Source organism: Nostoc sp. DedQUE08 (genome assembly GCF_034530895.1).
In the GTDB taxonomy this organism is placed as follows: Bacteria; Cyanobacteriota; Cyanobacteriia; order Cyanobacteriales; family Nostocaceae; genus Nostoc.
Genome location: NZ_JAVRCD010000011.1, coordinates 109,960 through 129,194, shown reverse-complemented (window position 1 = coordinate 129,194; position 19,235 = coordinate 109,960). Strand labels below are relative to the sequence as shown.

The window sequence follows — 19,235 nt, the reverse complement described above, 5'->3', positions numbered from 1 at the left end:
ATGCATTTTTGTTTGGTTGGACTCCTCAAGCCGAAATTTGGAATGGTCGCTTGGCGGCTATTGGTTTCCTTGCTTATTTGCTTTGGGATTTAGCTGGTTATAGCGTCTTGCGTGACGTTTTACATTTGATTAGCTACTAGAAACTAAACACCTAAAAAACTATTAGATTTTGGAGAAAAAAATGGCAACTCAAGAAACTCGTCCTTCTACTGATTTACCAGCTGTTGCACCGGAATACAACGGTATAGACCGGAATGCATTTTTGTTTGGTTGGACTCCTCAAGCCGAAATTTGGAATGGTCGCTTGGCAGCTATTGGTTTCCTTGCTTATTTGCTTTGGGATTTAGCTGGTTATAGTGTCCTGCGCGACGTTTTACATCTGATTGGCTACTAGTCGTCTGCTACAAGCATTATGACAGGTTAAGATATGTTTGTAGTAAGCACTTAAGTGCTTATAGCGCTTCCCATTCAGAGACGGTACAATATTGCACCAATTTGGCAAATTTACCAAGATTGTTAATTCGTAGGTTGGGTTGAGTAACAAAACCCAACCTATACATTTTTATTTTTTAGCCTTAGCAGTATTGCATTGGCTTCTACAAATGCTTGCCAGTTTTCCACATACGACCTTTGAAAGTTTATTTATTGTGTAGCAAAAAAGTCACTTACAAGTAGGTGACTTTTCTCCGATCAAAATTTGACAAAAATTACTGAAATTTTAAAGAGTGATTATTCATCAATACTACTGGGAATACCCAAAACAGCACAGGGAAATTTAGAACCTAGTGCTTCAATCATTGGATGATTGACAGAGTTGCAACCTAGAAACAGAATATCAGCCGCTTCTGATTCAACAACTTTGCGAAGTTCTGTAGAAATGCAGCCAAATCGCAAATGAGATTTGAAAGAACCCTGCCATTCTTCAGCCAAACTTCGGGCTTGCCAGAGAATTATATCTGCTTGTTGTAGAGGAGCGATCGCTCTCTGTAATTTAGGTTGAGTTAATACCTGTGTGACAGACTTTGATACTTCACTAACTTCACATTCTAATGAAGATTGTTGTTGGGGAAAACTCAAGATATTTGAATACTGATTGCTTTGATTATCTTCTACTACATAAACGGCTTGAACTGTAACTTCTGTATTGGTGGCCAAACGCGTTTGATGGGCAACCCAAAAGGCAATATCTAATGCCGTATGACTGTTGGGAGATGCATCATAAGCAACAATTAAATTAACTGCTTTCGCCTTTTGAAGTTTTTTAGAAAAAGGTTTTTTTGGTTCTGGCAGTAGTACCATTTGTTCAATTAAGTCATCTCGGCCTGTGGCACTTTGCAGACGTGCTAACATTGGCTTTATTTGCACAGCTTTACTTCTCCTAATGAAATGAATTAGCAATGAGAAGCAGGGCGACCAATTTTAGATTTTGGACTTCGGCTAGGTTCAGTCGAAGGATTTTGGATCTTAGATTGAGTGATGATAACCAAAATTTCAAATCTTAAAATTAGTCAAGGAAACCCCAATAATAACTGTATTACAGCCAAGGTCTTGGGGGTTCCTTCCATTGCCTACGGAGTTAGCTGACGGGCTAAGACTGGAAGGTGTCTCTCTCTTAAAAGTGCTGAGTGCTAAGTGCTGAGTTAATATTAATAATTCTTAACTTCTGAATCTTAACTCCTCATTTTCTATGAGATACGCCCCACAATATGGTTCCTCCGTTCCAAATTCAGCTTTCATGGATTTGAATTAGGCTACCCACTAAAAAAATGATAATCTAATTTACTCGTCTTGGGCAAAATATCGATCGAGGAAATTTAAGGCGTGGTTGCGGAGTTCAAAATACTCTTTTGAGTTTCGCATGGCGGCGCGATCGCGCGGATGCTCAAAAGGAACTTCTAAAATCTCCCCGATATTAGCAGCTGGGCCATTGGTCATCAAAACGATGCGATCGGACATATAAATTGCTTCGTCTACATCGTGGGTAATCATCATCACTGCTTGACGATTATTTTCCCAAATATCCAATACCTGCCGTTGCAATTTGCCACGAGTTAGTGCATCTAATGCCCCAAAAGGTTCATCCATCAGCAACATTTTGGGACGAATTGCTAAGGCTCTGGCAATACCTACTCGTTGTTTCATACCTCCAGAAATTTCATCAGGATATTTGTCAGCCGCCGCCGTCAAGTTTACCATTGCCAAGTGTTCATTTACAATGCTAATTTTTTCAGAGCGATTAGCATTTTTTAGCACTTCATCTACGGCTAAACGGATATTTTCTCGCACTGTTAACCAAGGTAACAGAGAATAGTTCTGAAATACCATCATCCTTTCGGCTCCTGGCTGACGAATTTCTTTCCCATCTAGCCTGACTGAACCGGAAGTGGCTTTTTCTAAACCAGCTACTATTTTGATTAGAGTTGATTTCCCACAACCTGAGTGACCAATTACAGAAATATATTCATCTTCATCAATCGTTAAATTAACTTTATCTAAAACGACAAAGTTATCTTTATCAGGTGTCGGATAAGACTTGACTAAATTTTCAATTTCTAAAAATCCAGCGCGGGGCAGAACTTCGGTCTGGGTATTAATAGGTAATGAGGTATATTCCATCATCAAAGGCTCCGGAAACAATTTAGTCAATCAATATTTGAACTTGGGATTTAAGACATGAAAAAACGAGTGGGAGCGTTAGCCCTGATGGCAAAACTATTCAAATAACCCACCGGATCGCTGGGGTCGAAGCCTTTCTTATCTATAAATACCTCTGGTGGTTCGACCTTGTAATCATCCTTGGGACATTGGATGCCCATTTCCGATGCTATCTCGCGGTATAAATCCGTTCTCCAGCCTTGTCCAGCTAGTTTCTCGGCATTTTTGGGGAATTCCTTGATTTGTCCCCACCGTGCTGCTTGTGTCATCAACCAGAGACTTCTCGATCGCCATAAGAATGTGGAGTGTTCTCCTGGCTGTTTGGGAAGGTTGTCAGGAATATCGAAGAAAATCGTGGTGTCAGCAGCTTTAATGGTGCGGTCTTTGCCATCAAAGCCGCCATAGTTGTAATTGCCGAGAATTGCCGGACTTGTAAACTTCGCAATTGGCGCACCTTTCTTTTTGGGTCTAGCACCCGTAAAGGAACGGTCTGTAAGCAGTTCGGCTACTTCTTGGCGGTTTTCTGCTTTGCTGCAATACTGGCAGGCTTCAATCATCGCCTTGACTAGAGAACGATAGGTTTTGGGATATTTCTCGATGAAAGATTCCATCACGCCCAAAAGTCGATCTGGGTGTCCCAACCAGACTTCTTTACCTTGTGCAAAGGTAAAGCCAATATTTTCATTACCAGTTATTGCTCGTGTATTCCAGGGTTCCGCAACCATGTAAGCTTGCATTGCTCCAATCCGCACGTTTGTTACCATTTGGGGAGGCGGAACGATAATGATGCGAAACTCTTTAAGCGGATCGACACCTGCGGCGGCGGATAAGTAACGGATAAAGTATTCGTAAATGGAGGAACTTAATACTACTGCCCAAACTCTGTTTTCTGGCGGTTGGTTGTCAAAGTAACCTCGGAAATCACGCCCAAAGGCTTCTAAAGCACCATCGCCATATTTTTCTTGATACTCGTACCACGGACGCAGCCCAAAATCCCACATGGCTTTATTCATGGTCATGGCGTTACCGTGGCGATGTATGGTCATCGCTGCACACAATGGGGCGTGGCGTGCGCCTTCGGCACCAATTCTGGCGTTGGTAACTGCACCAGATACTACGGGTGAAGCATCCAGGCGACCAAAAATTACACCGTCGCGGGAGGTGGCCCAACTGGCTTCGCGGTTGAGTGTAACGTTTAAACCATACTTGCGGAAGAAACCTTTTTTCCAGGCGATCGCAAATGGCGCACAATCATTAACAGGAACGTAACCAACTGTAAGATCGGCTTTTTCTAGGTCGCCGCTTTTAACTACTGGTTGCACAGCTAAGGCTTCTTCTGTCAATCCTTTGGCCGATCTATCTCCTGAAATCCCACAGGAAGACAGCGCCATTCCCGCCGTTGTTGCTCCTATTCCTTTAATAATATCTCGTCGAGTCCAGTTAATATCACCCATTCTTGTAGCTCCATTGGTGATTGATTGCTCGCGTTCCAGGCGCAGAGTCTCGTTAAATCTTGCTGTTTTGATAGCAGCCGAATTTTCTTAGTTAGAAGTTTTAGGGCGATGGGTTACTAGTTCTTCGATTTTGCCCACGGCATAATCCAGAATTAACCCAGTTACACCAATTACCAACACAGCTAAAAAGACTGAACTCAGGTTTAAGCGACTCCATTCATCCCAGACAAAGAAGCCGATACCAATACCACCTGTGAGCATTTCCACGGCGACGATTACCAGCCAAGCTATGCCTAAACTAATTCGTAAACCTGTAAAAATATACGGCAAACTTGCAGGCCAAATGATTTTTGTAATCCGTCGCCAACGGGGCATTTCTAGCACTCGTGCCACATCTAAATAATCTTTGGGAACGCTAGAAACTCCTAAAGCGGTATTAATAATTGTCGGCCATAAGGAAGTAATAAAGATGACAAAAATGGCTGAAGGATCTGCTAAATTGAAAATTGCTAAGGCGATGGGTAGCCAAGCTAGGGGCGATACGGGTTTAAAAATTTGAATAATCGGATTAAGCGCTATCATTGCCGGTCTGGACATGCCAATTAGAAACCCCAGAGGAATCGCTACTACCGCACCCAACAAAAAGCCTATTAATACCCGGCGCAGACTTGCGATCAATAGCCAACCAATTCCTAAATTCCCTGGGCCTCGCTGATAGAAAGGATTTAAGATGTAGTCTAAATTAGCGATTAGCGCTTCTGGTGGGGTGGGCATCAATTCATGGTTGGCAAGTGCAACAATCCACCACAACACAATTATTCCCAAGAAGCCTAATACAGGTAGAAAGAAGACATCCCTGACAATAACAGGTTTTGTTTTTTTCCAAGCAGCTTGTCCAGCGATCGCAGCGATCGCAGCCAAATTTAGTTGAAATATCATTTACGACCTCAACAGATTTAAGTGCAGGTACAAAAAATCCGAGCAGTACCAGCCTTGGACACCGATGAGATCGGAACATTATAAAAATGCCGTCTCTTCAGTCTCCTCTCAATGCCTACGAAGTTAGCTGACGGGCTAGGGCTGAGAGATGCCCTTCACAAGAAAGTTATGAGTTATGAGTTATGAATTAAATATTAGTATTAGTAAGTTCCAACTCCTCACTCTCAACTCCTCACTTTCTATGAGATACGCCCCACAATTTGGTTCCTCCGCTCCAGCGTTATGCACTGTGACACGCTGAATTAGGCTGACTTACTCTAATGGATACTAAATTATGCACAATATAACATCGATCCTCAGTAAAAGCCATCTATCTTATGATAACTATTGTTTATTTTAATACTTAAATTAAATGTTAATAACTAGTCAATGGCAACAAATAAGACTTGTGTATCTAGTTATGTTGTGAGTTAACTCCTTGCACAGACAGCTAAACAATATAGTTAAGCAAAGTATCAAAAATATTACGTGATTGATTAATATTTTTTAATATAAAACGGAATATACTGATAAAATTTTATATACGGCTACTTAATTAGCAAACAAAATAACATATATAATCTATTCCTTTTGGTAGGTGAACTAAATTGTTAAATTTGGTAAAAACCCACTGCACTCGCTAAACTAATTGGATATGGAAGTTTACTCATCTATCTCCTAGCTGAATTTAACATAATGGATTTTAGTCAAGTACTGGCTGAAAAAACGGATACCATCGTCGATAAATGGATTTTAGCGGTTCGCAAGGATAGACGGATTGAAAGTGCTGATGACCTATCTTATACAGCCGTAAAGGATCACGTCCCTGATGTTTTGAAAGCTATGGTGACAGTGCTTTCAAAATCTCAAGATAATGATATTCAGTCAATAGTTACTGCCAGTTTTCAGCATGGAGCTATTCGTGCCGAACAAGGCTTTGATGCAGCAGAAATCGCTAGAGAATATCATCTGCTGCGAACAATAATACTTGATGCTCTACAAGCAGATTTATTGGAAGGAACACCTGTAGAGATAATTCGTTCTATGCGTTTGATTGACGCTATCCTAGACGAAGCGATCGCTCGATGTTTCAAGAGTTATGTTGAGGAACGCTTGCGGGAATTACAGCAGTTGCAAGTATCACTAAGGCTCCATAACGAGGAACTCACGCGGTTAATTAGCGCCAATCAAGAGTATCTTTCTCAACTAGCCCACGAATTAAAACATCCTCTAACTTCTATTATTGGTTATTCGGATCTGTTTTTACGCCAACAACGACGAAAGGCTGATATAAAAGACAACTATACGAATTTAGAACATATTGAGCGGGTACTACGCAATGGTAGACAGTTACTCCATTTAATCAATGATGTACTAGAACTTTCCCGCTATGAGGCAGGACAGACAAAAATCCAATTAGCGCTTACCGATGTGCGGGAATTAATCGATAATATCTGTCAAATGTTGGAACCTTTAGCTGCGGGAAAAAATTTACAAATTGTAGTCGATTGCGATCGCATCCCTGAAAAATTAATCACAGATTCGTTTCAGTTGCAACAAATTATTACAAATCTTATTAGTAATGCGATTCGTTATACAGAGTCGGGGACTATTATTATCATGTGTCAGGTGTTGGAGAAGCAGAGATGGGCGATCGCAGTTTCTGACACTGGGATTGGCATTGCACTCGAAAACCAAGCCCAGATATTTGAACCCTACTTTCGCGTCAGTTCTAGCGATCGCCCATATCTTCCTGATAGTACAGGATTGGGATTAGCGATCGTCTCGCGTTTAGTAAAACTATTGCAAGGTCAAATTAACCTAGCCTCACAGGTAGGCGTTGGTTCTACTTTCACCGCAATTTTTCCTTTAGAAGTGGAGTTTTAAAAGTCACGGTTACACAAGCAAAGTCAACCTCCGTGGACTATACAAAATCAAGGGTTTTGTCTGTATAGCCACGATTTCAACGCCAGGGCTTTTCTTAGCGATGATGTCTACCATCCCCATTTTTTATCTTTCGATTTCATCTATTTCTTTGGGAACCCCCGCAGTTAACACCTCATGTCCCCCAGGCGTAACTAATACATCATCCTCAATCCGAATGCCAATGCCAACCCATCGAGGATCGGTTTGTGGTTGGTCTTCTGCTAGTTTGGTATCTGGCACAATATATAGTCCTGGTTCCACTGTCAAAATTTGACCTGGTTGTAAAATTTGTGGTTTGTCTTCACCATGCTGATAAACACCGACATCATGGACATCTAAACCTAACCAATGGCTGGTACGATGCATATAATATGGTTTGTATTTTTCCTCTTCAATTAACTTATCAATTTCACCTTTGAGGATGCCAAGTTCGATTAAACCTTCCGTGAGAACGCGCACTGCTGTATCGTGAACTAACTTGAAGGGATTACCTGGTTGGACTTGAGCGATCGCTTGTTTTTGCGCCTCCAAAACAATCTCATACAATGTCTTTTGTTCTGGCGTAAACTTACCTCCAACAGGAAATGTCCGGGTAATATCGGAGTTGTAATAACCATAGGCACAACCGGCATCAATTAGCAGTAATTCTCCATCCTGCATTTGACGATTATTTTCAATGTAATGGAGTACGCAAGCATTGACACCAGATGCCACAATCGAAGGATAAGCAGGCCCCATTCCACCCCGGACTCGAAAGATGCGTTCCATCTCCGCCTGAATTTCGTACTCATAACGTCCTGGCGCGGCGATTTCTTGGGCGTAATTGTGTGCTTCGGTGGCGATCGCAGCTGCTTCACGCATCAATTCCAACTCAGCTTCGCTTTTGATCAATCTCATGCTGTTGAGGACAGGGCCAGTATCTTCAATAGCGATCGGCCCAGTACCACGCTTCGGATAAGTCCGCAGTAAACTTTGGTAATGTTTCAAGATTTGATCGTTAAAATTGCGATCGCGTCCTAAGTGATAGTAAATCCGGCTGGCTTTTTCTAAATACTGCGGCAACTTTTCATCTAACTCGCTAATGGGGTATGCTTCATCAGCACCATAAATTTCCTTGGCTGCATCTACCCCACAAAGATAACCAGTCCATACTTCCTTTTCGCGATCCTTCGGTTGGACAAACAGCACAAACCGATGTTCTGCGTGATGCGGCGCTAACACTGCTACTGCTTGTGGTTCATTAAAACCAGTCAAGTAAAAAAAATCACTTTCTTGACGATAAACATACTCGACATCGTTGTGCATCACTGCCATTGGCGCACTGCGAAAAATGGCTGTACCATCACCAATTTTTGCCATTAATTGCTCGCGACGCTGCCGATATTCTGCTTGCATAGTTGATGTACTTTTAATAAGTATTGTATTATTTGACACTTTTAACAACTAACAAATGCACAGATGATGCCTCTTAATAGCTGCTAATCTAAGTTATTCTAACCAATATTTGTTTCTACTCAAGTTATAAATTATTATAAAAAAATCAATTATCTCTAAAGACTCAGATTTACTAATTTTTAAACAATTCAAAAATCTTGTTCTTATCGAGTGATTTAGGATATTCATGAAGTTAAATAAGTTTTAAACGTTTATTTTATACAAATTTTGGTATTTCATCAAGCTAACAACACACAGTAAAAAATATGTCTACTCAACCCATAATAAAAAAAGCGATCGCTTACGTAACTAACAAAGATGAATTAATGGTGTTTACACATACTGATTTTCCTGAAGCTGGCGTGCAAGTACCTGCTGGTACAGTTGAAGAAGGTGAGGAGCCATCTGAAGCTGTACTGCGGGAAATTTATGAAGAATCTGGGGTTAAGGGAGTTCGCATTATTGAGTTATTGGGTATTTATCAATACAACATGACTCACTATCGGGATGAAATTCAAGAACGTTATGTTTATCATCTCGAATTAACTCAGTCTACACCATCTACTTGGCGGCATTGGGAAATACATCCAAGTACAAGCAAAAACCCTATAGCCTTTGATTTTTATTGGGTTAAATTAGATAGCTCAAATTTAGGACTAGCCGGTGGTCAAGGTTATTTTTTATCTAAGCTTGTTCACAAAATAAAAAATAGTCAGGATTCAGTTATTACTTAAGAAATTGCCAAGAAAACAAAGGTAAAATTATACAAAATATATTAGGAATAATGTAGCGCTCGCTTCTATCTTAATTAAGTCGGTTTAATTAAACATAAAATAAATTTCTAGTTTGTAGATATATTTTTGATACAACCTTCAAATGTCCAAGACTTACGCAACTGGCATATTATTTTCAGTTCGTAGTGTTCGCGTAGCGTCTCGCAGAGAGGATTTTAGTCCTCAAAATAAGGGTTAAAGCCGCTTACTACAAACTACAAATCCGATTTTTTGGTGACACTTGCGTAAGTCCTAATGTCAAAGAAAATAGATAAAATAATCATTTTTATCTATAAATAATCATATAAGCAATTACAAAATATATTTTGCAAATGCTTATATAGAACTTGAAAATTTTAGAATAATAGTTTAAAACAAACAAATATTTATCTTCCAGAAATGACATTAATAAATAAAAAATAGTTATAAAGAAAAATTGAAACCCTAGCAAATGTTATTTCGTTACAGAAAGAGATTACAAAAAAAAGTTAAAAGAATATAACAACCAATAATAAAAATACACCATGCCGGCAAATTCAAATTCCTCACCCTTAGCTTTGAATACATCTCGATTGTTATCAGATTCTTTTGCAAAATCAGAAATCTTGACAACTTCTCTTAAGAGTTTAAATTATGATTTGGGGTTTGGAAATAAGAGTTCTTCACTAGCACTAGAAAGTCAACCGGTAACTGCGCCTGTTAAAACGTCAGCAAATCCCAATCCTAATCCTTACTTAACTAGTGCGGCGATTACTCCTGACTTTAACGGGGATGGTAAAACAGACAAAGTTTGGGTCAATTCTGCAACAGGTGAGATTATCATTCGGTTGATGGATGGCACAAAAGTTATCGAACAGGGTTCTTTAGGTCAATTTGACCTATCCGCCTATGATTACAAAATTGCTGACTTCAATGCTGATGGCAAAACCGACTTCTTATTACGCAATAAGACAACCGGTGAGAATAGTATTGTCTTAATGGATGGCACCAAAGTTGGTAGTGCGGCTGCTCTAAGTAGCGTCGATCCAGCCTGGAGTCCTCAGATTGGAGATTTCAATGGCGATCGCAAAACCGATATCTTCTGGCATAATGGCACAACTGGCGAGAATGCTATCTGGGAAATGGATGGCACTACTGTTCTGAATGCAACTGTTCTAGACACTACAAACACAGCACTAACTCCTACAATTGTTGATTTCGACGGCAATGGTAAGAGTGACATCTTCTGGCGCGATCAGACCACCGGCGATAACACAGCTTGGTTTATGGATGGTACGCAAAAGACTGAATTGGCGCTGCAATCACAAGATCCCGCCTGGACTCCTACCCTTGGTGATTTCAACGGCGACTATAAGACTGATATTCTCTGGAGAAACGCTCAAACCGGTGAGAACAAGGTTTGGACGATAAATGGTATTTTAGTCACAGAGGGTGCTTTGGGCACACTTGACTCATCCTGGACTTCCAAAATTGGTGACTTCAACGGTGATGGCAAGACCGATATCTTCTGGCACAATGGCACAACTGGTGAGAACACTGCTTGGTTGATGGATGGCACAACAGTTGCAACTGAAGCTTTCTTACCAGCTAATAACGCGGCCTTGACACCATCTCTTGGCGATTTCAACGGCGATGGCAAGACTGATATCTACTGGCGCGATCAGACAGCAGGTACAGACAACATTTGGACTATAAATGAAACGACAGCAGTTGAGACTCCCATCAGCGATGCAGATAAGCTGACCGGAGAGTGGTATACGTTCTAAAAGTTAGGGGCATGGGGCATTGGGAATTGGGCATTGGGCAGAGGAGAAAGAGGTAATTTTTATTCTTCCCCCTGCCCTCTGCTCCCTGATTCCTTCATTTCCTTACTGCTCAAAACTTGTAGCTCAAAACTTGAATCTCGCCATTCTCCGGCAAATCTTTAGGGCTAATAGAAATACTATCTGCACTGCTACGCCGCACTTTCATACCTTGCATTAAGGTTAGAAAATTATCTAGTGGTGAAAGATCGCATTTAGCAGCATCAGCAGCCTGTGTCCGGTAATGAGTCGGAATCACTAACTTGGGATTTAATACTTGAACAGCCTGCTTTGCTTCCTCAGCATTGTAGGCTTTTGCACTGCCTCCCACTGGAATAAATGCTACATCGGGACGCCCCATCAGGATTTTTTGCTCAATAGAAATAGGTGCAGCAGCCCCGCCTAAGTGTAGGATATTAATTCCGCCTTGCTTCCAACTCCAAGCAGTATTTGAGCCAAACTGCTTACCACCTTTGCGATCGTGGTCTATAGCAACTCCTTGGAATTTAATGCCTTTAAACTCATAAACTCCTGGTTCATAGATCAGTTTTGCATTTCCCGGTAGTACATCCACAGCACCTTCATCTAGCAGTTGGCTGCTAATCAGTACCAAATCTGCTGCAACTTTTGGGGGACGATACTTAGCAGTACAACCGATTGACCGAAATGGATTGACGAGAACTTTCGCACCGCCACCAGTAAAAAGAAAGCAAGTATGACCCAACCACTGAACTGATAAACCACTAGATTGTGCGTCAGCTTGAGATTCAGAACCCAAGGTAGTAACTAAAGCTGTGGCCAACCCCGCCCCAGCATAGCCCATCAACTGTCGTCGTTTCATTAATTATGCTCTTGACTGTAACTGTTGGAGAAAATTTCGCAATAACTGTTTTCCTGAAGCTGTCAGGACACTCTCTGGATGAAACTGGACGCCCTGAATGTGAGGATAGTTCCGGTGTCGCACTCCCATAATGGTGTTATCTTCAACCCAAGCGGTGATTTCTAACACATCTGGGCAAGTCTCACGTTCGATTACCAAACTATGATACCTGGTGGCGGTCAGAGGATTTTCTAATCCCCGGAAAACCCCCACTCCAGTGTGAGACACCTGAGAAGTTTTGCCATGCATCAACTCTGGAGCAGAAATTATTTTACCACCGAACACTTGACCAATGCTTTGATGTCCCAAACAGACACCCAAAATTGGTAACTCTTGTCCTAGCTGTTCAATCAATTCTAAAGAAATGCCGGCATCTTCCGGGCGACCAGGCCCAGGAGAAATAACTACAGCTTCCGGCTTTAATGCCTGAATTTCATCTATGGATATCTTGTCGTTACGAAAAACTTTAATATCATCTGCCACTGGGAACTCTGATGCCAATTCTCCCAGGTACTGCACTAAGTTATATGTAAAACTATCGTAATTGTCGATAACTATAATCAAAGTTTATAACTCCTGGCTTCTATCACTCATCAGTTGCAACAGCATAGACAAATATCTCATACTAAGTGAGTGGGCGTGAATAAATTAAAGGTTTGTAGTAAGTAACTTTAGCCCTTAAAATAGAGTTAAAGTCGGTTGCTATGAACCAATTTAATTAATTTCACATTGCATAACATAGTTTGATTTATTCTTGCCTACTTATTTATTTGTTCGCTAGATGTAAAAATAACCCTAAAGTGGACACGTGAATATGAAGCAGCTACTCTCTGATAAGCCACTTGTTCAATTTTAAATTGCTTATAATGTGTTCTCTAGGGGATCGGACATGCGATCCTCTTATTGGCTCACTTGGTGATGCCTGCGGTGGTCACTGAACTTTGTCGTACCACTTGCCTACGGCACGCTGTTCGCGTTCGTGAAAGCACGCTACGCGCAGCGTCTCATAGAGAAGTGCGGGCTACGTTGGAGCAAATCACCTCTACAAAGTCGATATAATTAACTTTACCAGAGGAGGAAGCAATAGCGTACCTGCTACTAGCATCGCTACGAAAGCAGAGACAAGCACTGCACCAGCCGCACAATCTTTAGCAATTTTTGCCAAATCATGGTATGTCTGCTTAACGGTTAAGTCCACAACAGACTCGATCGCTGTATTTAGTAACTCTAATGCTAAAACTAAACCACTAGTTATACCAATTACCGCTATTTCTACCGCTTGTAGATGCAAAAAAACGCTTAAAGCAATAGCTAAAGCACAAACACTTACGTGGATGCGAAAATTACGTTGAGTTTGAAAACTATAGCTGATTCCAGCCCAAGCATATTTAAAACTAATAAATAAATTAGAGGCTACTTTCCAGGAGAATTCCCGTTCGTCAGACACCAGTGTTTGTAACGAGGTAGGCGTTGGTGATGGAGAAATTTTTTGCGACATAGACTTAAAAACACAAGAACAGAGTTGCTACAGTGGGAATATTCGCCGATCTTAATGGCAGAATTAACTTTGAGGCAATCTTTAAGCAATTTTCCACAGAAGTATTATAAAAGTATTACCCAAAATTAACATTAAGAGATACTTCAATTACTGCTATTCCATGTCAATAGCAATACCTATTGCATTCAGCAATCCCACTTGCTGTTTTAACATTCGCTCCAAACTTTTTTCATCAGGATGATCCCAGCCCAACAGATGCAATAAACCGTGAGCAGCTAACCAGGCTAGCTCAGTTGATAAGCTATGTTCCTGTTGTTGAGCTTGGCGTTGTGCTGTATCTACAGACACAATAATATCACCTAAGTATAATGGGACAGAGGCAAGCATTTCTTTGCTTTGAGGAAAATCCACTTCCAAAGCAGCAAAGGCTAAAACATCTGTCGGCTTATTTTGCTGACGATATTGAGCATTCAGTTCTTGAATTTGCAAGTCATCTGTCAAACGCAGCCCGATTTCATAACTTGGCGCTGGTGGAATCTGAGGGTGAAGTATTTCCAACCAGTGATTAAACCAGTTTTCCCAAGTTTCAGGTGTAATTCGGGCATTAGTCTCGTCAATTTTTACAGATGTTGTCGGGGACAACTCATAAAAATACTCCTCCACATATAGTTCAACTCTCAGGGGCACACAGTCTCCTTGTCTGAGGTTTACGATTTGTCGTTAAGACTGTCTTTTGTCGTTTGTCATCGGTCATCTGTCCTTTTAAATATAATTAATGACTAATGACTAATGACTAATGACTAGTTTAGTGAGTGAGGTAAGCAAGACCAACAAGCAGAGCTAAAAGCCCTACAGCAGTCAATCCAAAATGCTTTAGGGAAGTTCCACCCTTCCGCACCATGTTTCGCATGGCGAGTTTAACGTAGCTAGGTTGAGGTTCTGTTGAAGGTGAGTTGCTCATAGTTATTTGTCTACAGACTCTTTTATAACTGTAACAGTTGGTCTGGGATAGAATGGCGATCGCCCATATATTGCTAAGGCGTTTCTGTGTGAAACGCCTTAGTAATCGGGATGTTATGTAATGAATGCCTCTATGCCTGACTGTTTTCTACTAGTTTATTTTCTTGGCGCAGATAAGCTTGAATGAATGTATCAAGTTCGCCATTCATTATATCACCAATCGCTGTTGTTTCCGTGTTTGTACGTAAATCCTTCACCATTTGGTAAGGATGAAATACATAGTTACGGATTTGGTTTCCCCAAGAGGCTTCCACCATATCGCCACGAATTTCGGCAATTTCTTGGGCGCGTTGCTCCTTGGCTATGACCAACAGCTTTGCTTTGAGGCGATTTAGGGCTTTTTCTTTATTTTGCAGCTGCGATCGCTCTTCTGTACAGCGCACGGCAAGACCCGTGGGCAGGTGAACAATGCGCACTGCTGTTTCTACTTTGTTGACATTTTGCCCGCCTTTCCCACCAGAGCGAGTTGTGGTGATTTCCAAATCTTTATCTGGAATATCCAATTGCACAGAGTTGTCAATCTGTGGCATCACTTCCACCCCAGCAAAACTGGTTTGTCGCTTACCGTTGGCATTAAAAGGTGAAATTCGCACTAAACGATGTGTACCCATTTCCGAGCGCAAGTAACCATAAGCATAGCGACCGGTAATTTCTAGGGTTGCCGATTTAATTCCGGCTTCATCACCCTCCGACTCTTCAGCTAAAGTTACCTTATAGCCGTGAGCTTCGCCCCAACGGGTGTACATCCGCATCAGCATAAATGCCCAGTCTTGAGCATCTGTGCCACCAGCACCAGCAGTAATTGTCAGTACAGCACCTTCGGCATCATAGGGGCCGGAAAGTAACTGTTGTAACTCCCACTGATCTAGGTCACGATTGAGTTTAGTGATGGTAGATTCGGCTTCTTGGAGTAGTGCCTCATCAGTTTCTAACTCCAATAATTCCACAACTGCCTTAGTATCTTCGAGATTGGCGTGCCAGCGATCGTATTGCTGGAGGTGGGCTTTTAGGTCGTTGAGTTCTTGCAGAGTTTGTTGGGCTTGGGTTTGGTTATCCCAAAATTCTGGTTGAGCTGATATTTTTTCGAGGTCTTGAATTTTGGCTGTCAGTGCAGGTACGTCAAAGATAGTCCTGGGTTTTACCCAGGCGGCCAGACAACGTTTCGATTTCGCGTTTGAGTTCTAGGACATCCATAATGCTTGCTGAATGATAGATAGAGCGCTTTGGATTAAAAAATTGCTCTTTATTCTACTTATGTTTTTTGATTTTAGCTGTAATTGGGCAAATTTTTTCTGCACTACTTAAATCTAAGTTAGAAAAGTTACTTTAAATTATCAAGCGCTTTTTTACTTACTGAAGTAGTGTGATTTAGCTGTTGCAGATAGGCTTTGATAAACAAATCAATTTTACCATCTAAAACCTCTGTCGCAGCAGGTGTTTCTACATTGGTACGTAAATCTTTCACCTTGGTGTAAGGATGCAAGATATATTCACGGATAAGCTTGCTGGATAGAGATTTTATCTGTCCGGGTTGAATTTCATCAAGCTGGACATTTTGGGCTAGTGCGTAGGCGTAGCCCGTCGTAGACATCGCAAACAGTTTACTCTTGAGAATAGCCAAGGCTTTCTCTTTGTTTTGCAGCTGGCTACGCTCTTGGTTACAAGATACACTAATCCCAGTCGGAATATGAACCATCTTTACCCACGTTTCTGTTCGGTTGACATTCCCCCGATGGCGATAAAAAGTAATTTCCAAATCCTTATCTGGAATCTCAAAATCAATAGACTCATCTAAAATCGGGCTGACTTCTACACTGGCTAGGCAAGTATGCCGTCTGCCATTGCCATGAACAGGAGAAATTCGCTCTATTCTTGCATGAGTTCCTTGTTCCGATTTTAGCCAGCCATAAGCATAACGCCCTGTAATTTCTAGGGTGGCATGTTTGAACCCTCCTAAATCACCTGTTGACTCTTGCACTAGATACACTTTATGGTTATGATTTACTGCCCAACGATGGTATAGCTGTAATAATATAGCTGCCCATTTTTGGGCATCTATACTTCCAACCTCAGCCGTAATTGCCAAGAATGCCCCCTTTTGGTCGCAGGGGCCGGACAGGAATTGTTCTATTTCTACTGTTTCAAGTTCTTTTTGGAGTTGAGTTAGGTTGGTTTGCGCCTCTTGCAATAATTCTTCATCAGCAGATAATTCTAGTAGTTCTAGTGCAGCTTTGATATCTTCTAGAATGAAGTGCGATCGCTGATATTGTTTCTTCTTAGCGTTGAGGAATTCAATTTCTTGAAGTTTCTGATAGTAAGTGACAGAATTATGCCAGAAAGTAGGTTGAGAAATTAATTGATTCAACTCTTGAGTTTTTGCACTCAGTTCTGGGAGGTCAAAGACAGCCTTCAGCCTTGGTCAAGATATTAGACAACCTTTTTACTTCAATTTTGATATTTAAGAGTTCAAGCATAGTTTTGCTCACTTGAGGCTTAACTTATCTATATATCCTACTATTAAAACGATGAAAAACCGTGGTTGCTAAAAATTCAACCACGGTTTTTACTTTATAAAACTTTACTTGTCTTAGTGCCTACAGACAATTAATCGCGGCCATTGATGGCAATTAGCAACCGCAAGATAAAGACAAACAAGTTTATGTAAGTTAAGTACATCGACAAAGCAGCAGGCAAATATTGGTCATCGCTGTAAGTGCGGGGCAAGATGTAGAAATCGACAACAGAAACCCCAACAAACAGGAATACTCCCAAACCGGAGATGGCAATTTCTAACCAATTTGGCGCGTAAACACCAAACATGGCAAATCCGAATTGGGCAAGACACACAACCACCAAGGCAATGACACCAAGATTGATGGTTTTCGTCAAAGCCATGCCATCTTGTTCAGAAAGATTTGAACCAATTTGACGGGCAGCAATAAAGGTGACACCACAACCAAGGGCAGCTAACCCAATGCCTTGAATGCCAACGCCTTGGGATCTCAAAGCGACATACACCAAGCCACTGAGAGTATATCCAGACAAGAGGCTGTAGGTTGCCAACAGAGGTAGTGCAAGACCCTTATTACCTTTTTGGGCAACATTTTGGGCAACAAAGAACAAAATTAACTCCAAAATCACCGCACCAATGAAGGTGGGAAAGAATATTTCGGGGTTAGTACGGATAATTCCTAAACCGCCGTAGGTTCCTAATGCGGTTAGCACCAATCCACCACCGACGTAAGGGAGGGCGTTGGCAATCACGTTTGGGCCAACGAGAGCGTGAGATTTAGCCTCACGGATAGCTTCACGAAAATTACTGGTATTGCTCATATTGAAAAACTGTTTTTTAGGAAAACGTTCTGCTTATTCCTATTCTTACCAATCTTTGCCGTTAACGGACAAGGATTTAATATCGTTGCCAAATCTGAAGGGCGGCTTTGTTGTTGAAAATTAGAGTCGTCAGTTTTTGAGGATTTTACAGCATCTTTAGTACTGATAGCATACTCTTTACCCTTGATTGCAACCTATTTTGCGATTAATTCAATACCGATCCAATACTGTCGGGTTTTGGGGAAAAGGGGAAAGAAAAAACCTTTAACCTTTACCCAGTAACCTTTTCCCCAAATCCAATTCCGAGTTAAAAATCCACAAAGCGTGCAGTATTGACTACCGATCCACTTGCACTCAGTATGACAGATGACTATTAGGTAAGTGATGCATTTTTCAGCATAAATAGCTAGTTTTTGTTGCAAAAGCTAAAGATTATTTACCATTCAACAGTTATATAAAAAGCAAAAATCACCTGTAACAGAGGGGTTCCCAAAATCATGCGTACAAATACTGAATTGTGGAGTTAGACCCCTAACAAGTTCAGTGAAACGACGATGGCTTATTCTTCCCTGACTCAGCAAAATAATAACAGCTTAGAAGAAAATATACGCAGCTCCATTTTCTCAGGAATAGGAGTTACAACAAAGGTAATTTATATGGCAACAAGTGAGTCCTCTTTACGAACTGATGGTATAGAATTATTGCACTTGTACCACCAGAATCCATCTATTAAACTTCGTAATAAACTTGTACAGTTACATACTGGCTTAGTACGGAAGATGGCTCATAAATTCAGCCATCAATGCAATGAACCTTATGAAGATTTAGAACAAATTGGGTATTTTGGTTTGATTAGGGCTATTGAGCGTTTCGATCCCAGCCAAGGATATGCTTTTAGTTCCTTTGCAGTGCCATATATTCGCGGTGAGATGCTGCACTTTTTGCGCGATCGCAGTACTCTATTAAAAATTCCTCGTCGTTGGCAAGAATTATATAATGAAGGACAAAAAATTCGCAAGGACTTGTCAATCTCTTTAGGTCGCCCGCCCAAGGATGCTGAAATTGCCAGCCAACTTCGGGTATCTGTACAAGAGTGGCAAGAAACCAAGTTAGCTGCTCAAAACCGTATGCCCTTGAGTTTAGATGCAACCGCAGTTAACTATGTTGATTGCCAAATAACCTTAGGTGAGGCACTTCCTTGTCCTCGTTCTCATGTACTTCTGCAACAAGAAGAAGAACGCCAACAACTCCAAGGCGCAATCAATATGTTGGAAGAAAAGCCCCGTATGGCAGTTGAAATGGTATTTTTGAAGGAACTTTCTCGCAAGGATGCAGCTAAGAACATTGGTACTAGTCCAATGACAGTAACCCGCTATCTGCAAAAGGGAATTCAAGATTTGATTTGCTATTTACAACCACAGGTAATGCCTACTGGCTCGTAGTCATAGCTAAGTCAAAAATCCAATGACAAATGATAAATGA

At 41.2% G+C, this 19,235-nt stretch carries 18 protein-coding genes and 2 riboswitches; of the genes, 5 read left to right on the top strand and 13 right to left on the bottom strand.

Annotated elements, in window-relative coordinates; translation table 11 throughout:
- Nucleotides 1-181 precede the first annotated feature (181 nt).
- Nucleotides 182-394: a high light inducible protein gene (locus RMY64_RS10200; protein WP_322672725.1), complete on the top strand. Its 213-nt coding sequence runs from the start codon at nt 182-184 to the stop codon at nt 392-394.
- 335 nt (nt 395-729) lie between these two features.
- Here RMY64_RS10200 and RMY64_RS10195 read toward each other — a convergent pair whose 3' ends face one another.
- From RMY64_RS10195 to ntrB, 4 genes are all read right to left on the bottom strand, one after another.
- Nucleotides 730-1,350, bottom strand: a complete 621-nt coding sequence (locus RMY64_RS10195) for a universal stress protein (RefSeq protein WP_322699962.1) — start codon at nt 1,348-1,350, stop codon at nt 730-732.
- Nucleotides 1,351-1,553: 203 nt separating this feature from the next.
- Nucleotides 1,554-1,742, bottom strand: a riboswitch (cyclic di-AMP (ydaO/yuaA leader).
- Nucleotides 1,743-1,779: 37 nt separating this feature from the next.
- Nucleotides 1,780-2,616 carry an ABC transporter ATP-binding protein gene (locus tag RMY64_RS10190; protein WP_322672770.1) on the bottom strand — a complete coding sequence of 279 codons (837 nt, stop codon included), beginning with the start codon at nt 2,614-2,616 and terminating at the stop codon, nt 1,780-1,782.
- A 50-nt stretch (nt 2,617-2,666) separates the two neighbouring features.
- Nucleotides 2,667-4,109, bottom strand: coding sequence for an ABC transporter substrate-binding protein (locus RMY64_RS10185; RefSeq protein ID WP_322672726.1), 1,443 nt, complete (start codon nt 4,107-4,109; stop codon nt 2,667-2,669).
- A gap of 87 nt (nt 4,110-4,196) precedes the next feature.
- On the bottom strand, nt 4,197-5,048 hold the full coding sequence (gene ntrB, locus RMY64_RS10180; RefSeq protein WP_322672727.1) for a nitrate ABC transporter permease: 852 nt from the start codon (nt 5,046-5,048) through the stop codon (nt 4,197-4,199).
- Nucleotides 5,049-5,145: 97 nt separating this feature from the next.
- Nucleotides 5,146-5,367, bottom strand: a riboswitch (cyclic di-AMP (ydaO/yuaA leader).
- A 416-nt stretch (nt 5,368-5,783) separates the two neighbouring features.
- Here ntrB and RMY64_RS10175 point away from each other — a divergent pair.
- Nucleotides 5,784-6,974 (top strand): HAMP domain-containing sensor histidine kinase, encoded by a 1,191-nt coding sequence (locus RMY64_RS10175; protein WP_322672728.1) that lies wholly within the window; start codon nt 5,784-5,786, stop codon nt 6,972-6,974.
- Nucleotides 6,975-7,097: 123 nt separating this feature from the next.
- Here RMY64_RS10175 and RMY64_RS10170 read toward each other — a convergent pair whose 3' ends face one another.
- Nucleotides 7,098-8,408, bottom strand: coding sequence for an aminopeptidase P N-terminal domain-containing protein (locus tag RMY64_RS10170; RefSeq protein WP_322672729.1), 1,311 nt, complete (start codon nt 8,406-8,408; stop codon nt 7,098-7,100).
- Nucleotides 8,409-8,713: 305 nt separating this feature from the next.
- Here RMY64_RS10170 and RMY64_RS10165 point away from each other — a divergent pair, with 305 nt between their 5' ends.
- Entirely contained in the window at nt 8,714-9,181 is a 468-nt protein-coding gene (locus RMY64_RS10165) for an NUDIX hydrolase (protein ID WP_322672730.1), read from the top strand.
- Nucleotides 9,182-9,744: 563 nt separating this feature from the next.
- Nucleotides 9,745-10,986, top strand: coding sequence for a VCBS repeat-containing protein (locus RMY64_RS10160; protein WP_322672731.1), 1,242 nt, complete (start codon nt 9,745-9,747; stop codon nt 10,984-10,986).
- 109 nt (nt 10,987-11,095) lie between these two features.
- Here the strand turns inward: RMY64_RS10160 and RMY64_RS10155 are convergent, their stop codons facing one another.
- The 8 genes from RMY64_RS10155 to RMY64_RS10120 form a co-directional block, all read right to left on the bottom strand.
- On the bottom strand, nt 11,096-11,863 hold the full coding sequence (locus RMY64_RS10155; RefSeq protein WP_322672732.1) for an MBL fold metallo-hydrolase: 768 nt from the start codon (nt 11,861-11,863) through the stop codon (nt 11,096-11,098).
- A 3-nt stretch (nt 11,864-11,866) separates the two neighbouring features.
- On the bottom strand, nt 11,867-12,466 hold the full coding sequence (locus RMY64_RS10150) for an aminodeoxychorismate/anthranilate synthase component II (RefSeq protein ID WP_322672733.1): 600 nt from the start codon (nt 12,464-12,466) through the stop codon (nt 11,867-11,869).
- Between the two features lie 478 nt (nt 12,467-12,944).
- On the bottom strand, nt 12,945-13,400 hold the full coding sequence (locus RMY64_RS10145) for a diacylglycerol kinase family protein (protein ID WP_322672734.1): 456 nt from the start codon (nt 13,398-13,400) through the stop codon (nt 12,945-12,947).
- 153 nt (nt 13,401-13,553) lie between these two features.
- Complete coding sequence (gene ybeY, locus RMY64_RS10140) at nt 13,554-14,042, bottom strand: rRNA maturation RNase YbeY (protein WP_416211823.1); 489 nt, start codon at nt 14,040-14,042, stop codon at nt 13,554-13,556.
- 163 nt (nt 14,043-14,205) lie between these two features.
- The gene (locus RMY64_RS10135; protein ID WP_094350437.1) at nt 14,206-14,361 is read right to left on the bottom strand and encodes a DUF3285 domain-containing protein; all 156 of its coding nucleotides are present in this window, start codon (nt 14,359-14,361) and stop codon (nt 14,206-14,208) included.
- Between the two features lie 130 nt (nt 14,362-14,491).
- A protein-coding gene (gene prfB, locus RMY64_RS10130) for a peptide chain release factor 2 (protein WP_322672735.1) occupies nt 14,492-15,614 on the bottom strand; the annotation gives its coding sequence in 2 pieces (ribosomal slippage) (nt 14,492-15,541 and nt 15,543-15,614; 1,122 coding nt in all).
- Between the two features lie 127 nt (nt 15,615-15,741).
- A protein-coding gene (locus RMY64_RS10125) for a PCRF domain-containing protein (RefSeq protein WP_322699940.1) occupies nt 15,742-16,894 on the bottom strand; the annotation gives its coding sequence in 2 pieces (ribosomal slippage) (nt 15,742-16,818 and nt 16,820-16,894; 1,152 coding nt in all).
- A gap of 130 nt (nt 16,895-17,024) precedes the next feature.
- Nucleotides 17,025-17,753, bottom strand: coding sequence for a Bax inhibitor-1 family protein (locus tag RMY64_RS10120; protein ID WP_322672737.1), 729 nt, complete (start codon nt 17,751-17,753; stop codon nt 17,025-17,027).
- Nucleotides 17,754-18,409: 656 nt separating this feature from the next.
- Between RMY64_RS10120 and RMY64_RS10115 the strand changes: the two genes are divergently transcribed.
- A complete protein-coding gene (locus RMY64_RS10115; RefSeq protein ID WP_229498888.1) occupies nt 18,410-19,195 on the top strand; it encodes an RNA polymerase sigma factor SigF in 786 nt (261 codons plus the stop codon).
- The last annotated feature ends 40 nt before the right edge of the window (nt 19,196-19,235 follow it).

Excerpts from the sequence above, each read along its gene's own strand:
- ntrB (WP_322672727.1), bottom strand. The coding sequence starts at position 5,048 with ATGATATTTCAACTAAATTTGGCTGCGATCGCTGCGATCGCTGGACAA.
- RMY64_RS10120 (WP_322672737.1), bottom strand. The coding sequence starts at position 17,753 with ATGAGCAATACCAGTAATTTTCGTGAAGCTATCCGTGAGGCTAAATCT.
- RMY64_RS10165 (WP_322672730.1), top strand. The coding sequence starts at position 8,714 with ATGTCTACTCAACCCATAATAAAAAAAGCGATCGCTTACGTAACTAAC.
- RMY64_RS10190 (WP_322672770.1), bottom strand. The coding sequence starts at position 2,616 with ATGGAATATACCTCATTACCTATTAATACCCAGACCGAAGTTCTGCCC.
- RMY64_RS10185 (WP_322672726.1), bottom strand. The coding sequence starts at position 4,109 with ATGGGTGATATTAACTGGACTCGACGAGATATTATTAAAGGAATAGGA.
- RMY64_RS10200 (WP_322672725.1), top strand. The coding sequence starts at position 182 with ATGGCAACTCAAGAAACTCGTCCTTCTACTGATTTACCAGCTGTTGCA.
- RMY64_RS10155 (WP_322672732.1), bottom strand. The coding sequence starts at position 11,863 with ATGAAACGACGACAGTTGATGGGCTATGCTGGGGCGGGGTTGGCCACA.
- RMY64_RS10160 (WP_322672731.1), top strand. The coding sequence starts at position 9,745 with ATGCCGGCAAATTCAAATTCCTCACCCTTAGCTTTGAATACATCTCGA.
- RMY64_RS10135 (WP_094350437.1), bottom strand. The coding sequence starts at position 14,361 with ATGAGCAACTCACCTTCAACAGAACCTCAACCTAGCTACGTTAAACTC.
- RMY64_RS10170 (WP_322672729.1), bottom strand. The coding sequence starts at position 8,408 with ATGCAAGCAGAATATCGGCAGCGTCGCGAGCAATTAATGGCAAAAATT.
- RMY64_RS10115 (WP_229498888.1), top strand. The coding sequence starts at position 18,410 with ATGGCAACAAGTGAGTCCTCTTTACGAACTGATGGTATAGAATTATTG.
- RMY64_RS10145 (WP_322672734.1), bottom strand. The coding sequence starts at position 13,400 with ATGTCGCAAAAAATTTCTCCATCACCAACGCCTACCTCGTTACAAACA.
- RMY64_RS10195 (WP_322699962.1), bottom strand. The coding sequence starts at position 1,350 with ATGTTAGCACGTCTGCAAAGTGCCACAGGCCGAGATGACTTAATTGAA.
- RMY64_RS10175 (WP_322672728.1), top strand. The coding sequence starts at position 5,784 with ATGGATTTTAGTCAAGTACTGGCTGAAAAAACGGATACCATCGTCGAT.